General features: G+C 65.0%; 12 protein-coding genes. 7 read left to right on the top strand and 5 right to left on the bottom strand.

The genetic code is table 11. The features are described from left to right. The first annotated feature begins 102 nt into the window (after positions 1–102). From VGV07_RS25315 to glgX, 6 genes are all read left to right on the top strand, one after another. Entirely contained in the window at positions 103–2,580 is a 2,478-nt protein-coding gene (locus tag VGV07_RS25315) for a glycogen/starch/alpha-glucan phosphorylase (protein ID WP_326871506.1), read from the top strand. Positions 2,581–2,586: 6 nt separating this feature from the next. Continuing rightward, positions 2,587–4,779 (top strand): 1,4-alpha-glucan branching protein GlgB, encoded by a 2,193-nt coding sequence (glgB, locus tag VGV07_RS25320; protein ID WP_326871507.1) that lies wholly within the window; start codon positions 2,587–2,589, stop codon positions 4,777–4,779. A gap of 100 nt (positions 4,780–4,879) precedes the next feature. Further along, positions 4,880–6,151 carry a glucose-1-phosphate adenylyltransferase gene (gene glgC / locus VGV07_RS25325; RefSeq protein ID WP_326871508.1) on the top strand — a complete coding sequence of 424 codons (1,272 nt, stop codon included), beginning with the start codon at positions 4,880–4,882 and terminating at the stop codon, positions 6,149–6,151. A 30-nt stretch (positions 6,152–6,181) separates the two neighbouring features. Beyond that, the gene (gene glgA / locus VGV07_RS25330; RefSeq protein ID WP_326871564.1) at positions 6,182–7,642 is read left to right on the top strand and encodes a glycogen synthase GlgA; all 1,461 of its coding nucleotides are present in this window, start codon (positions 6,182–6,184) and stop codon (positions 7,640–7,642) included. Next, a complete protein-coding gene (locus VGV07_RS25335; protein WP_326871509.1) occupies positions 7,623–9,254 on the top strand; it encodes an alpha-D-glucose phosphate-specific phosphoglucomutase in 1,632 nt (543 codons plus the stop codon). Before glgA ends, VGV07_RS25335 begins: the two co-directional genes overlap by 20 nt. Positions 9,255–9,267: 13 nt before the next feature. Then, positions 9,268–11,421 carry a glycogen debranching protein GlgX gene (gene glgX / locus VGV07_RS25340; protein ID WP_326871510.1) on the top strand — a complete coding sequence of 718 codons (2,154 nt, stop codon included), beginning with the start codon at positions 9,268–9,270 and terminating at the stop codon, positions 11,419–11,421. 236 nt (positions 11,422–11,657) lie between these two features. On the opposite strand, the gene VGV07_RS25345 is transcribed toward glgX, so the two are convergent. Next, positions 11,658–12,143, bottom strand: coding sequence for a GNAT family N-acetyltransferase (locus tag VGV07_RS25345; RefSeq protein WP_326871511.1), 486 nt, complete (start codon positions 12,141–12,143; stop codon positions 11,658–11,660). A 70-nt stretch (positions 12,144–12,213) separates the two neighbouring features. On the opposite strand from VGV07_RS25345, the gene VGV07_RS25350 reads away from it, so the two are divergent. Continuing rightward, positions 12,214–12,930 carry a metallophosphoesterase gene (locus tag VGV07_RS25350; protein ID WP_326871512.1) on the top strand — a complete coding sequence of 239 codons (717 nt, stop codon included), beginning with the start codon at positions 12,214–12,216 and terminating at the stop codon, positions 12,928–12,930. A gap of 163 nt (positions 12,931–13,093) precedes the next feature. Here VGV07_RS25350 and ureG read toward each other — a convergent pair whose 3' ends face one another. Genes ureG through VGV07_RS25370 form a run of 4 tightly spaced genes read right to left on the bottom strand, consistent with a single transcriptional unit; the run spans position 13,094 to position 15,457 of the window. Further along, positions 13,094–13,726, bottom strand: coding sequence for an urease accessory protein UreG (ureG, locus tag VGV07_RS25355; protein ID WP_326871514.1), 633 nt, complete (start codon positions 13,724–13,726; stop codon positions 13,094–13,096). Next, positions 13,723–14,151 carry a DUF3995 domain-containing protein gene (locus tag VGV07_RS25360; protein ID WP_326871515.1) on the bottom strand — a complete coding sequence of 143 codons (429 nt, stop codon included), beginning with the start codon at positions 14,149–14,151 and terminating at the stop codon, positions 13,723–13,725. Before VGV07_RS25360 ends, ureG begins: the two co-directional genes overlap by 4 nt. Next, positions 14,148–14,987: an urease accessory protein UreF gene (locus VGV07_RS27475; protein WP_414649998.1), complete on the bottom strand. Its 840-nt coding sequence runs from the start codon at positions 14,985–14,987 to the stop codon at positions 14,148–14,150. The genes VGV07_RS25360 and VGV07_RS27475 overlap by 4 nt, the downstream gene beginning before the upstream one ends. Further along, entirely contained in the window at positions 14,984–15,457 is a 474-nt protein-coding gene (locus VGV07_RS25370) for an urease accessory protein UreE (RefSeq protein ID WP_326871517.1), read from the bottom strand. Before VGV07_RS25370 ends, VGV07_RS27475 begins: the two co-directional genes overlap by 4 nt. Between the last annotated feature and the right edge of the window lie 21 nt (positions 15,458–15,478).

Here is a 15,478-nt window from a genome sequence, read left to right on the forward strand (position 1 = left end):
CGTGCCTTAGAACCGTTCTCAACGGGGCTTCACAGAGCACCAATTCCATGCAAGCGTGTTGCTCTAGAGGGGAATACATCGCCATGATGCTGGATTGCGACAATGCCGCAAAAGCCCCTCGTATTGGATGCCCCGGTCCCGGAACGGCGCGCGCTCACCACTGAAGCGCTCCAGTCGGAGATTCTTGAAAAACTCACCTATTCGGTCGGCAAGGACCCGATCGTCGCGCGGCCGCATGACTGGCTGAAGGCGACGATCCTGACGGTGCGCGACCGGATCATCGACCAGTGGATGGAGTCGAGCCGCGAGACGTGGCGGACCTCCAACAAGCGGGTCTACTACCTCAGCCTCGAGTTCCTCATCGGCCGCCTGATGCGCGACGCGATGAGCAATATCGGGGTGATGGAGCCGGTCCGCGCCGCGCTCAAGAACTTCAATGTCGACCTGGGCGACCTGATCAACCTCGAGCCGGACGCGGCGCTCGGCAATGGCGGCCTCGGCCGGCTTGCCGCCTGCTTCATGGAGTCGATGGCGACGGTCAACATCCCTGCTTACGGCTACGGCATCCGTTACGTGCACGGGCTGTTCCGGCAGGAAATGAGCGAGGGCTGGCAGGTCGAGCTGCCCGAGGATTGGCTGGCGCACGGCAACCCGTGGGAATTCGAGCGGCGCGAGTCGAGCTACGAGATCGGCTTCGGCGGCCATGTCGAGCCGGTGCAGGAGCCGGATGGCTCGACCCGGCTCGAGTGGCGTCCGGCCGAGCATCTGCTCGCGGTGGCCTTCGATACGCCGATCGTCGGATGGCGCGGCAAGCGGGTGAATACGCTGCGGCTCTGGTCAGCCCAGCCGATCGATCCGATCCTGCTCGACAAGTTCAATGCCGGCGACCATATCGGGGCGCTCGAGGAGAGCTCACGCGCTGCGGCGGTCACCCGGGTGCTCTATCCGGCCGACTCCACGCCCTCGGGGCAGGAGCTGCGACTGCGCCAGGAGTTCTTCTTCTCCTCGGCTTCGCTGCAGGACATCGTGCGCCGCCATATGCAGGCCTATGGCGATCTCGGCTCGCTCTCGGACAAGGTGGCGATCCAGCTCAACGACACGCATCCGGCGATCTCGATTGCCGAGCTGATGCGCATCCTGATCGATATCCACGGCATGGCCTGGGCGCCGGCCTGGAAGCTGACCAAGGCGACGTTCGGCTACACCAATCACACGCTGCTGCCCGAAGCGCTGGAGACCTGGCCGGTCGGGCTGTTGGAGCGGATGCTGCCGCGCCAGATGCAGATCATTTACGCCATCAATGCCGAGGTGCTGAGCGAGGCGCGCAAGATGGGCGGCTTCACCGACAACCAGATCGCCAACCTGTCGCTGATCGACGAGCATGGCAGCCGCCGGGTGCGCATGGGGCAACTGGCCTTTGTCGGCTCGCACTCGATCAACGGTGTTTCGGCGCTGCACTCGGAGCTGTTGAAGAAGACGCTGTTTGCCGATCTCGACCGGCTCTATCCGGACCGGATCAACAACAAGACCAACGGGGTGACGCCGCGGCGCTGGCTGCTGCAGTGCAACCCGGGGCTGACGCGGCTGATCAGCGATCGGATAGGGCCGGAGTTCCAGGACGATTTTTCGCTCCTGAGCAAGCTCGACAAGCATGCCGACGATCCGACCTTCCAGGAGCAGTTCAAGGCGATCAAGCGCGCCAACAAGGTGGCGCTGGCCCAGGTGATCAAGGACCGGCTGGGGATCGCGGTGTCGCCCGACGCCATGTTCGACGTGCAGGTCAAGCGTATCCACGAGTACAAGCGGCAGCTGCTCAACGTCATCGAGGCGGTGGCGCATTATTCGATGATCCGATCGCACCCGGAAAGGGATTGGGTGCCCAGGGTCAAGGTGTTCGCCGGCAAGGCGGCGCCGGGCTACTGGAACGCCAAGCTGATCATCAAGCTGATCAACGACGTCGCCAAGGTGATCAACAACGATCCGGCGGTGCGTGGTCTGCTCAAGGTGGTGTTCCTGCCCAACTACAATGTGAGCCTCGCCGAGACGATCATCCCGGCCGCGGACCTCAGCGAACAGATCTCGACGGCCGGCATGGAAGCGTCGGGCACCGGCAACATGAAGTTCATGGCCAATGGCGCCATTACCGTCGGTACGCTCGACGGCGCCAATGTCGAAATGCTGGAGCAGGTGGGGCCGGAGAACATGGTGATCTTCGGGCTTACCGCCGACAAGGTGGCTGAAAAGCGCAACCGCAGTGAAGTGCCGCGTAGCGCCATCGATGCGTCGCCGGCACTGCGCGAGGCGCTGGAGGCGATTTCGTCAGGGGTGTTCTCGCCCGATGACCCGAACCGCTATCGCGACCTGATCGGCGGTCTATACGACCACGACTGGTTCATGGTGGCGCGCGATTTCGACGCCTACGCGGCAGCGCAGCGGGACATCGATGAGCTCTGGAACAAGCCTCGCAAATGGTATTCGATGGCTATCCGGAACACTGCTCATGTCAGCTGGTTCTCCTCGGATCGTACGATTTCGCAGTACGCCAAGGAAATCTGGGGTGTGCCGGTTGTCGGGGGGTAGTAGAGTTTGACCAAGTCCAAGTGGCAGGCAGCTGACAGCGACATCAAGGCGATCGTCGCGGGCCGCCATTCCGATCCGTTCGGCATACTGGGCCTGCATGAGGTCGATGGGGCCTGGGTAGCGCGCACCTTCATTCCGCATGCGGAGTCGGTGTCGGCGCGCAGCATGGACAACCGCATCCTGGGGGAGCTCGAGCCGCGCGGCGACGGCTTCTTCGAGGGTATCGTCAAGCTGACCAAGCTTCAGCCCGTGAACTATCACGCCCGCAATGACGGCGGCGAATGGAACGTTCTGGACCCCTATAGCTTCGGGCCGGTGCTCGGGCCGATGGACGATTACTATATCGGCGAGGGCTCGCACCTGAGGCTGTTCGACAAGCTCGGCGCCCATGCAATGGAGTTCGAGGGCGTCAACGGCACGCATTTTGCCGTCTGGGCGCCGAACGCCAAGCGGGTCAGCGTGGTCGGGCCGTTCAACGAGTGGGATGGCCGGCGCCACCCGATGCGGGTGCGGATCAATACCGGCGTGTGGGAAGTGTTCGTGCCCAATGTCGGGCCGGGCGAGGTCTACAAGTACGAGATCGTCGGGCCGGACGGGAAGCTGAGGCCGCTGAAGGCCGATCCTTTCGCGCGGCAATCGGAGCTCAGGCCGAAGACCGCCTCGGTGGTCGCCGACCCCAAGCCGTTCGAGTGGGCCGACGCCAAGTACATGAAGGAACGCGCCAAGATCGACTGGCGGCGGAAGCCGGTGTCGATCTACGAGGTGCACCTCGGCTCGTGGCGGCGGCGCGCCGATGGCTCGTTCATGAGCTACGAGCAGTTGGCCGAGCAACTGATCCCCTATGCCGCCGATAGCGGCTTTACCCATATCGAGCTGTTGCCGATCACCGAGCATCCGTTCGATCCGAGCTGGGGCTACCAGCCGACCGGGCTCTATGCCCCGACGGCGCGCTTTGGCGATCCCGCGGGCTTTGCGCATTTCGTCGACATGGCGCATGGCGCCGGGTTGGGCGTTATCCTCGACTGGGTGCCGGCGCATTTCCCCACCGACGAACACGGGCTCGCCCGCTTCGACGGCACGGCGCTCTACGAGCATCTCGATCCGCGCAAGGGCTACCACCCGGACTGGAACACCGCGATCTACAATTTCGGGCGCAAGGAAGTGGTGAGCTTCCTCGTCAACAACGCGCTCTACTGGCTCGAGGCGTTCCACCTCGACGGGCTGCGCGTCGATGCCGTGGCGTCGATGCTCTATCTCGATTACTCGCGCCAGCCAGGGCAGTGGATCCCCAACCAGTTCGGCGGCAACCACAATCTCGAAGCGGTCGATTTCCTCAAGCGGGTGAACATCGAAGCCTACAAGCAGCATCCGGGCGTGATGATGATCGCCGAGGAATCGACCTCGTGGAGCGGCGTCAGCGCGCCGGCGGACAAGGGCGGGCTGGGCTTCGGGTTCAAGTGGAACATGGGGTTCATGAACGACTCCCTGCGCTACATGAGCCGCAATCCGGTGCACCGGAAGTATCACCACAACGATATGACCTTCGCGGCGCTCTACGGTTACGCCGAAAACTTCATCCTGCCGCTGAGCCATGACGAGGTGGTGCATGGCAAGGGCTCGCTGCTTTCGAAGATGGGCGGCGACGACTGGGGCCAGTTCGCGGGGCTGCGTGCCTATTATGGCTTCATGTGGGGCTGGCCGGGCAAGAAGCTGCTGTTCATGGGCCAGGAGTTCGCGCAGCGCGACGAATGGAACGAAGCCAAGGGGCTCGACTGGTGGCTGCTCGATGCGCCCTCGCATGAGGGCATCCGGCGCCTCGTCACCGACCTCAACGCGCTCTACCGGGAACTGCCTGCGCTCTATGCGCGCGACAACGAGCCGGAGGGTTTCGAGTGGCTGATCGGGAACGACCAGAACAACTCGGTGTTTGCCTGGGCCCGCAAGGCGCCGGGAGAGCATCCGGTCGTGGTGATCTCCAACATGACGCCGGCGCCGCGCGAGAACTATCGCGTGCCGATGCCGCTCGCCGGTCGTTGGGTGGAACGCCTCAATACGGACGCCGGCTGGTACGGTGGAACCAATAAGGGAAACCAGGGCCGGGTGTTGGCCAAGGCGAGTGAGATTGAGGGACTCGGACCCTATGCCGACCTCTATCTGCCGCCGATGTCGACGCTCTACCTGAAATATGACCCTGCCTAGCAGGGGTGACTGGATACGATCCCGAGAGAACGGGACGTAGTAGTGCTTTGTGAGTGCCGCGTGATCTCAACTCAGGGTCACGCCACCTGGGGAGGGAAGCATGGCAGACTACCGGACACCATCGCCGCTGGCGCGTGAGGCGATGGCGTATGTGCTGGCGGGGGGACGAGGGACCCGCCTGTTCGAGTTGACCGACCGGCGCGCCAAGCCGGCCGTGTATTTCGGCGGCAAGTCCCGCATCATCGATTTCGCGCTCAGTAACGCGCTGAATTCCGGCATCCGACGCATCTCGGTGGCGACGCAGTATCAGGCGCACTCCCTGATCCGGCACCTGCAGCGCGGCTGGAACTTCCTCCGCACCGAGCGAAACGAGAGTTTCGACGTGCTGCCGGCATCGCAGCGCGTCTCGGAGACACAGTGGTACGAAGGCACTGCCGATGCCGTGTACCAGAACATGGACATCATCGAGGATTACGGCCCGCGCTACATCGTGCTGCTCGCCGGCGACCATATCTACAAGATGGACTATGAAATCATGCTCCGCCAGCATGTCGACACCGGGGCCGATGTCACCATCGGCTGCCTCGAAGTGCCGCGCATGGAGGCGACCGGATTCGGCGTGATGGCGGTGGACGGGCGCGACCGGATCGTCGATTTCGTCGAAAAGCCGAAGGATCCGCCGGGTATCCCCGACAAGCCGGATTACGCGCTGGCCTCGATGGGCATCTACGTGTTCGAGACGCGCTTCCTCATGGAGCAACTGCGCCGCGACGCTGCCACCGAGGGATCATCGCGCGACTTCGGCAAGGACATCATCCCCTACATCGTCAAGAACGGCTCGGCCTGGGCGCATCGCTTCCCGCGCTCCTGTGTCCGTTCGGCCAACGAGGATGTCGCCTACTGGCGCGACGTTGGGACGGTGGACGCCTACTGGAAGGCCAATATCGACCTCTGCGACGTGACCCCGCAGCTCGATCTGTATGATCGCGACTGGCCGATCTGGACCTTTGCCGAGATCACCCCGCCGGCCAAGTTCGTGCACGATTTCGACGGCCGTCGCGGCTCGGCGGTGAATTCGCTGGTCTCGGGCGATTGCATCATTTCGGGCGGCGCGCTGGATCGGACGCTGCTGTCGACCGGCAGCCGGGTGCATTCCTACTCCGAACTGCACGAAGCGGTGGTGCTGCCTTACTGCACCATCGGACGCGGAGCGCGCCTCAAGAAGGTGGTGGTGGATCGCGGCGTGCATGTGCCCGAGGGCCTGGTAGTCGGGGAGGACCCGGCGTTCGACGCGCAATGGTTCCGCCGCACCGCCGATGGGGTGACGCTGATCACCCAGCCGATGATCGACAAATATGTCGCTAGCAAGTAACCGGCGAGCAAGTAACTGGCGGAGCAGATGATCGAAGTCCTGTCCGTCGCCTCGGAGGCCTACCCGTTGATCAAGACGGGTGGCCTGGCGGATGTCGTTGGCGCGCTGCCGGCGGCATTGGCGCCGCATGGCGTCTCGATGCGCGTGCTGCTGCCGGGCTATCCGAAGGTGATGGCAGGGCTGGCGGACGGACGGCAGGTGCTGTGGTTCGAGGATTTCTTCGGCGGCACAGCGCGGCTGGTGGCGGGGCGAGCCAATGGGCTCGACGTCATCGCCATTGATGCGCCGCACCTCTACGACCGCCCCGGCAACCCCTATGTCGGGCCGGACGGCAAGGACTGGCCGGACAACTGGCAGCGCTTTGCGGCGCTGAGCTTTGCCGCCTACGAACTGTCGCGCGGCGCCATCGAGGGCTACAAACCGGATATCCTCCATTGCCACGACTGGCAGTCCGGGCTGGCGCCGGCCTATGTGGCGTTCAACGCGCCGACCCGGGTGAAGACGGTGATGACCGTCCACAACATCGCCTTCCAGGGGGTGTTCGGCTGGGACGTGTTCAATGGCTTGCGGCTCGACTACCAGGCGGCGAATACCGGGGCGATCGAGTATTTCGGCAATATCGGCTACCTAAAGGCCGGGCTGCAGGTGGCCGATGCGGTGACCACGGTGAGCCCGACCTACGCGCACGAGATGCGCACCGCCGCCTATGGCATGGGCCTCGAAGGGCTGTTGCAGAGCCGGGCCGACACAGTCAGCGGCATCCTCAACGGCATCGATGCCAACGAATGGAACCCCGGCACCGACGCGGCGCTGGCGCAGGTCTACACCCCGTCAAACATCTTCGAACGGGCGGCCAACAAGCGGGCGCTGGAACAGCGGTTCGGGCTCGATGCGGGCGATGGCCCGATCTTCTCGGTGGTCAGCCGGCTCACCTGGCAGAAGGGGCTCGACATGCTGCCGGCCCAGATCGACAGCCTCGTGGCGCATGGCGGCCGGTTGATCGTGCTCGGCTCGGGCGATGCGGAAATCGAGAACGGCTTTGCCGGTGCGGCGCTCCGGCACCCCGGCAAGGTCGGGGTGGTGATCGGTTACGACGAAAGGCTCAGCCACCTGATCCAGGGCGGCGCCGATGCGATCCTGATACCGTCGCGGTTCGAACCCTGCGGGCTCACCCAGCTCTATGGCCTGCGCTATGGCTGTATTCCGGTGGTGAGTCGGGTGGGCGGGCTCGCCGACACGGTGATCGATGCCAACGAGGCAGCGGTTGAGGCGGGGGTGGCGACCGGGGTAGTATTCTCGCCGGCCACCGAGGAGGCGCTTGGCGAAGCCATCCGCCGAACCGTCGCGCTCTACGCGCGCCCGAAGGTGTGGCACAAGATGCAGCGCCGGGGGATGAAGTCGGACGTCTCCTGGGAACTCAGCGCCGAAAAATATGCCGACCTCTACGCGTCACTCCTGGGGCACAAACTCGATGACGATTCTGACGATTGAGACCAAGCCGTTTGCGGACCAGAAGCCCGGCACCTCCGGGCTCCGCAAGCGTGTAACCGTCTTCAGCCAGCCCAACTATGTGGAGAACTTCGTGCAGTCGATCTTCGACTGCCTCGAGGGTATCAAGGGGAAGACTTTGGTGCTGGGCGGTGATGGCCGCTTCTACAACGATGTCGCCATCCAGAAGATCATCAAGATCGCCTCGGCCAACGGCTTCGGCGCGGTGCTGGTGGGGCAGGGCGGGATCCTCTCGACGCCGGCGGCGAGCCACGTCATCCGCCACCACAAGGCGTTTGGCGGACTGATCCTCTCGGCCAGCCACAATCCGGGCGGGCCGGAAGGCGATTTCGGCATCAAGTACAACGTCTCGAACGGTGGGCCGGCGCCGGAAAAGATCACCGACGCAGTGTTCGCGCGCTCAAAGGAAATCGATCGCTACCTGATCGTCGATGCCCCCGATGTGGATCTCTCTCGCATCGGCACGCAGCATTCGGCCGGCATGGTGGTCGAGGTGATCGATCCGGTCGCCGATTACGCGGCGCTGATGGAGACGCTGTTCGATTTCGACAAGATCCGCGCCATGTTCGCCGCGGGTTTCACCATGCGGTTCGACGCCATGCATGCGGTGACCGGGCCCTACGCCCACAAGATCCTCGAAGGCGTTCTCGGGGCGCCGCAGGGCACGGTGGTTAACGGTACGCCATTGCCGGATTTCGGCGGTGGTCATCCCGACCCGAACCTCGTCTATGCCAAAGACCTCTACGACCTGATGATGAGCGACAAGGCGCCGGATTTCGGCGCCGCATCGGATGGCGATGGCGACCGCAACCTGATTATCGGGCGCAACCGCTTCGTCACGCCGTCGGATTCGCTCGCTATCCTTGCCGCCAACGCGCCGCATGCGCCGGGCTATGCCGCCGGCATCGCCGGCATTGCCCGTTCCATGCCGACCAGCGCTGCGGCGGATCGGGTGGCCGAGAAACTCGGCATCGAAATGCACGAGACGCCGACCGGCTGGAAGTTCTTCGGCAACCTGCTCGATGCCGGCAGGGTCACCATCTGCGGCGAGGAATCGGCCGGCACCGGCTCCAACCACGTGCGTGAGAAAGATGGGCTGTGGGCGGTGCTGCTGTGGCTCAACGTGCTGGCGGCGCGCCGGCAGAGCGTCGATATGATCGTGCAGGACCATTGGGCCACCTATGGCCGCAACTATTACACCCGGCACGACTACGAAGAGGTCGAGGCCGGACCGGCCAATGCGCTGATGGATGACCTGCGCGCCAAGCTGCCGAGCCTCGTCGGCCAGTCGCTCGAAGGGCGCCCGGTGACCTATGCCGACGACTTCACCTATCACGACCCGGTGGATGGCTCGACCAGCGGCAAGCAGGGCGTGCGGATCGGCTTTGCCGATGGCAGCCGGATCGTCGTGCGGCTCAGTGGAACCGGGACGGTCGGCGCCACGTTGCGCTTGTACCTCGAACGGTATGAGCCCCCGCATGGACAGCACGATCTCGATACCCAGTCGGCACTTTCGCCCCTCATTTCCATCGCCGACAGCGTTGCTGGCATCAAGGCCCGCACCGGCCGCGACGCGCCCAGCGTTGTCACTTGAAGGCCCGGTAGCCGTGAAACCAGTCTTGGTGCCGGGCGCTGGCAGTCCGGAAAAGCTTGGCGCGACCATCACCGCCGAGGGTGTGAACTTCGCCGTCTATTCGGAGACGGCGACGGCGATATGGGTCTCGCTCTATGACGAACTCGACAACGAGATCGGCCGCTACGAACTCGACGGTCATGACGATCACATTCGCCACGGCATGATCGCCGGAATCGGGGCAGGGGCCAGATACGGGTTCCGCGCCGACGGACGTTATGACCCGGATCAGGGCTATTTCTTCGACCCAAACAAGCTGCTGGTGGACCCCTATGCCAAGCGGCTCGACCGGCCCTACGTTCGCTCGCCGCGCTTGCGGCTGCACCGCGACGAGGCCGTAGACACCGCGCCACTAATTCCCAAGGCGATCGTCCTGGGCGCGGTCAACAAGGCGGTGGCGCCACGGCGCAAGGCACCGGGGCTGTTCTATGAGCTCAACGTGCGCGGCTACACCATGCGCCACCCTTCGGTGCAGGGCCCGCTGCGCGGCACGCTTGCCGGCCTCACCACCAAGCGGGTCGTGGATCACCTGCGCTATCTCGGGGTCGACACGGTCGAACTGATGCCGATCGCGGCGTTCATCGACGATGGACACCTGCCGGCGATGGGGCTCACCAACGCGTGGGGGTACAACCCGGTCAGCTATTTCGCGGTCGACCCGCGGCTGGCGCCGCGCGGGCCGCAGGAACTGCGCAACATGACCGATGTCTACCGCAAGGCCGGCATCTCGGTGATCCTCGACGTGGTCTACAACCATACCGGCGAGGGCGACGCCAACGGTCCGATGCTGAGCCTGATGGGGCTCGACGCCATGACCTACTACCGGTTCGTCGAAGTCGACGGCAAGCAGCACCTGGTCAACGATGCCGGCACCGGCAATACGCTGCGCGCCGACCATCCGGCGACCCAGCGGCTGGTGATCGAAAGTCTGCGCTACTGGGTGGAGGAGATGGGCGTCTCGGGCTTCCGCTTCGATCTCGCCCCCATCCTCGGGCGCGAGCCGGGGTTCAATCCGAACGCCAAGATGCTGCAACTGATCAAGTCCGATCCGGTTCTGGGCAAGTCGATCCTCGTCGCCGAACCGTGGGACCCGGGTCCGGGCGGCTACCAACTCGGGCAGTTCGGCAAGGAGTTCCGTGAGTGGAACGACACCTATCGCGATGACGTTCGCTCGTTCTGGCGGGGCGACCAAGGCAAGATCGGGGCGTTGGCCGGCAAGGTTGCCGGTTCCGCCGAGATCTTCGATTTCGCCGGCCGGAAGCCCAGCGCCGGCGTCAACATGCTGGCGGTGCATGATGGTTTCACGCTGGCCGATCTCGTCTCCTACCTCGACAAGCACAACGAGGCGAATGGCGAGGGCAACCGCGACGGGCACAACAACAACCACTCGTGGAACTGCGGCGTCGAAGGGCCGACCGACGACGAGAAGGTCAACGCAGCCCGCCGCCGCGATGTGCGGGCACTGCTGGCGACGCTGTTCCTCAGCCGCGGCCTGCCGCTGCTCCAGCAAGGCGACGAGTTCGGCCGCACCCAGCGCGGCAACAACAATGCTTATGCGCAGGATAACGAGATCACCTGGGTGGACTGGGAGAGCGCCGACGGCGCGCTGGTGGATTTCGTCTCGGCGCTGAGCGAATTCCGCCGCATGCATCCGGCACTGACCCATGATCATTTCCTCAGCGGGCAAACCAAAAACGGCGTCCGCGATGTGGCCTGGCTGCATCCCGACGGTCGCGAAATGAACGATGGCGACTGGAACGATGCCAGCGCCTCGGTGTTGGGCATGCGGTTGCAGACGGCGGAGGAGGACCTGATCGTCTGGTTCAATCGCCGTATCGATCCGGTGCTGGCACGCCTGCCCGATGGCTATTGGACCGTCGGCCTCGTCTCCGACGACCAGGCGGTGCTGCCGGTCGCCGACCGGGCGGCAACGCTGCCGCCGCGTTCGGTAGTGGTGCTGCTGAAGGGGCAGATCCCGCCATCGAAACCCGAAGTGCCGCAGCCGCCGCAGGAGATCCCGGTGCAGCCGGATATCCCGCAACCGCCGCCGCAACCCGACAATGTGCCGGGGGTGCCGCCGGAGGAGTTGCCGGGTGACGAGCCGCCTGAGGAGACGCCGAAGGAATAGGGACTACGGTTGGGCTATCCAAACGCCTAGGCGCCAAGGTGCGATGGTGCCCAACCACCGGCTGTCATCCCTGCGAAAGCAGGGACCCATTTCACCTCCCGCGCCAGCTGCGAGTTGGGTCCCTGCTTTCGCAGGGATGACACCGAGTTTGGGCGCTAGCGGTGGCGAGGGCGCCAGTTGCGTGCCCAGAGTGGGTGACGTCCGACTTCCGTCGGGATGACGGCCGTCTGTCTCAGTCAGATCGCCGTAAACCCCATCCGCGTATACAGCCGCCGCCCGGCACTGTTGTCCGTCACCACCTTCAGTTGTACTTCGTTCGCCCCGCGCCCCCGCAGCGCGAGCATTGCCGTCGCCAACAGCGCGGCACCCAGCCCGTGCCCCTGCCATTCCGGCGCCACCACCAGGTCCTTGATGAAACTCGAGGTCCAGCACAGGCAGAAGCCCACCGCATCGTCCCCCGCCTTGGCGACGAAGCAGAGGTCCGGATCGAACTCGCTGTCGGCGCGCAGTGCTTCCCACCAGTCGAGCCAATCCGGTGCGACGCTGCCGAAGCCGTTGCCGTAGGCGCGCTGCAGCAGCGCGTGGATGGCTTTGACGTCGGCAACCTCGAAGGCGACGAGGCGAAGGCCGTCGGGCCAGGCGGCAGCAGCGATCGGGCTAGTGAGATCGCGTCGCAGGGCGATGAAATCCGGGGTCGCCGGGCCTACCAAACGAAACTCCATCAGCGTGCCCGCGCTTGTCCTCACGGCGGATGCAGGCCAAGTTTAGCGCCCGACCATCAACGAGTCCGCCATGCTGATAGCCCAACTGAGCGATATTCACCTCGATGACGAGAGCTCGTTCGAACGGCTCGAGCGAGTGCTGCACTGGGTCACGGAACTGAAGCCGGACGCAGTGGCGGTCAGCGGCGATCTCGCCAACCATTCGCACCGTTCGCACTATGCCCAGTTGCGGCAACGTCTGATGGCGCTGGGGGCGCCGCTGCTGGTGGTGCCCGGCAATGTCGACAGCCGTGAGCCGATGCGCGAAGTGTTCGGTGGGCCGGCGGAAGGTCCGCTCAACAGCGTGGTGGAGGCCGGCGGCATCAGGCTGATCGGGCTCGATGTGATCGTTCCCGGCGCGACGCATGGCGACGCGACGCCGGTGCTGGGTTGGCTCGAGGCGGAGCTCAACTCGGGCGGTGGGCCGGCGCTGATCTTCCTGCACCAGCACCCGTTCGATTGCGGCATGGATCAGTACGAGACCATCGACTGTCGCAACAAGCAAGGCCTTGCGGCGGTGATCGAGGCGGCGGCTGACAGGGTGCTCGGCATCAGCTGCGGCCATCTGCACCGGCCGATGTTCAGCCGCTTCGCTGGCGTACCGGCGACACTCGCGCCGGCGATTGCGAGGATGGGTGGGCTCGCTGCCGATGGGCGGAAGATGCCGGCCACCGATCCGCCGGGCCTCCTGGTGCATCACCTCAAGGGCGATAGCCTCGTAACGCACGTGATCTCGGTGGGCGGGTAGGGCGCTTCGTGCTGAATTGTGACGTACTGCCCCTCACCCTGACCCTCTCCCCAGAGGGGAGAGGGGGACGCGCTTTGCACCGGCAGTGCCACATCGCCCCCTCTCCCCTCTGGGGAGAGGGTCGGGGTGAGGGGCAGTCCGAGCGGTACCCCGAAAAGCCTTGCTACTCCGCCGCCTGCGCCGGCACGAGCCCGCCCTGCTGTTCGATGAAGCCGATAACCTGGTCCAGGTTTTCGCGGCGCAGCAGGTCGGCGAAAACGTAAGGGCGGCCTTCGCGGACGCGCTGCGTATCGGCTTCCATCACCTCGAGGCTGGCATTCACGTATGGCGCGATGTCGGTATGGGTGACGATCAGCAGGTCCGAGCGGGTGATGGCCGGGCCGCCCTTGCGCGGGATCTTTTCGCCCTGCGCCACCGAGATGACGTAGAGCGTGATGTCGGCCAGATCGGGCGAGAAGGTGGCGGCGAGATTGTCGCCGCCGGACTCGATCAGGATGATGTCGAGGTCGGGGAACTTGCGGTTGAGGTCGGCGATGGCCGCGAGGTTGAGCGAGGCATCCTCGCGGATGGCGGTGTGCGGGCAGCCGCCGGTTTCGACGCCGACGATACGATCTTCGGAGATCGCCTGCACCCGGTTGAGGATCAGCGCATCTTCCTTGGTGTAGATGTCGTTGGTGACCACCGCCATCGAGTAGCGATCACGCATCGCTTTCAGCAGCATTTCGCAGAGCGTCGTCTTGCCGGAGCCGACGGGACCGCCGATGCCGACGCGGAGGGGGCCGTTGAGCGATTTCATATGAGCCTCATGATGACGAGGAGAAGGTAGCCGACGCCAAGCGCCAGGCACAGCGGCGAGTAGTTCTTGCGGTCGAGCGTGGCGAACGGCTCGACCGAAAAGCGGGCGCGCCAGCCTTCGGTATAGCCGATGGCGCCGCGGCCGAGGAATACGGCGGCAAGCCCAACGCCGACCAGCGTCAGCCACCAGCCGCCGGCGCTGTGATCGGCCAGCGACAGCGCGAGGATGCCAGCCGCCAGCACCAGCAGCGAGATGATGAACGCGGCGAGCTTCGGCACCCGGGTAACGCCGGGCTTGCCCACCACGGTGCGGGCCAGCAGCTCGGGATCGCGGATCGGCCAGCGACTGCCGATCGACCAGAGGAAATGGGCGATCGCCACCGCCAGCAGCACAACGAAGATCAGGGCGGCAATCAGCATGCTCATGAACGGAAGATCCTCGGTTCCAGCGTCTCGTGGCGCATCTGCGCGATATCGGCGGCGTAGGCGATTGCGCCGAGGTCGGCAAGGGTTGCCGTGGCCGCAGAAGCCGCGAGCGCCGCAACGCGCGGCTCGAGCGCCGCGAGGACACGGAGGCCGTCGGATTGGCCGAGCGGCACGAGGCGCACCGCGACCGAGATCTGGCCGTGCACGGTGGCGGTGAGCCAGGCGATGAGCGTGTCGATCAGGTCGATGCCATGGGCAGCGGCGGTGGCACCAACGGCGACGGGGTAGGGGCAGGGCTGGGGCAGCAGCGCGAGGATGTAGTTGGGCCAGTGTTTGGCGGCGAGGAGGTAGTTGTCGCCGGTGATCGTGGTCTCCATCCAGCGCTCGCGGCTGGCGGTCAGCGCGAGGCTGAGGTCGGCGAGGTTGGAGAGGGTGGTTGTCACATCCTGACGGCTGGTGGCTGTGGACCCCCACCCCGCAAGGGGGAAGGGGACGCTCTCACCAGATTCGGTGCCGTCGGGACGACGACTCGCGAGCGCAGGTCTCCCTCCCCCTTGCGGGGAGGGGGCAGGGGTGGGGGGCGGCTCGCTCCGGCTGCTCGGTTCCACAGGCTCGATCTCTCGAACTGCCCGCCAGGCATGCGCCAGCAGGATCGCGTCCGTACGAACCCCGCCATGCGCCAGCGCGCCCACGATCCAGTTCTCCAAGCGTTCGGAATCGGTTACGCGACGATCTGCAATCGCCGTCTCAAGTCCGGCCGACCAGGCGAAGGCACCTACCGGAAAGGCGGGCGACAGCCAGGTGACCAGCTTCTGCAGCGCAGCGGGATCGGTCATCGATTGAGCAGGGCGTGGGCCGGCTCGCCATGGCTGTGCGAATAGGCGCCTTCCTCGGGGTGGAAGGGCTCCGAGATGTCGGTGACGGTGGCACCCAGGCCGCGCAGCATGTCGCGGATCACGTGGTCACGCAGGATCAGCACGCGATCGTCCTCGATCTGGGTCTTGAGGTGTCGGTTGCCCAGGTGCCAGCAAAGCCGCATCAGGTGGATGAGGTCGCGGCCGCGCACCTCGTAGAGCGGCTCCTCCCCGGCGATGATCTCGACCAGACGGCCATCTTCGAGTTCGAGCAGCGAGCGGTCGGCGAGGGTGATGGGCTCAGGGAAATCCACCAGTACGGTGTCGCCATGAACCAGGGTCAGCATGCGGCGGCGCACGCGGCGCTCATCATGCAGCAGGATGGCGAGATCGAAGGGAGTGTTGGCTGCGCCGGATGGCAAATAGCCAACCGCGCGAAAGGTTTGCGGCATCGTCTGAACTACCGAGTCTTC

Source organism: Devosia sp. (genome assembly GCF_035944845.1).
In the GTDB taxonomy this organism is placed as follows: domain Bacteria; phylum Pseudomonadota; class Alphaproteobacteria; order Rhizobiales; family Devosiaceae; genus Devosia_A.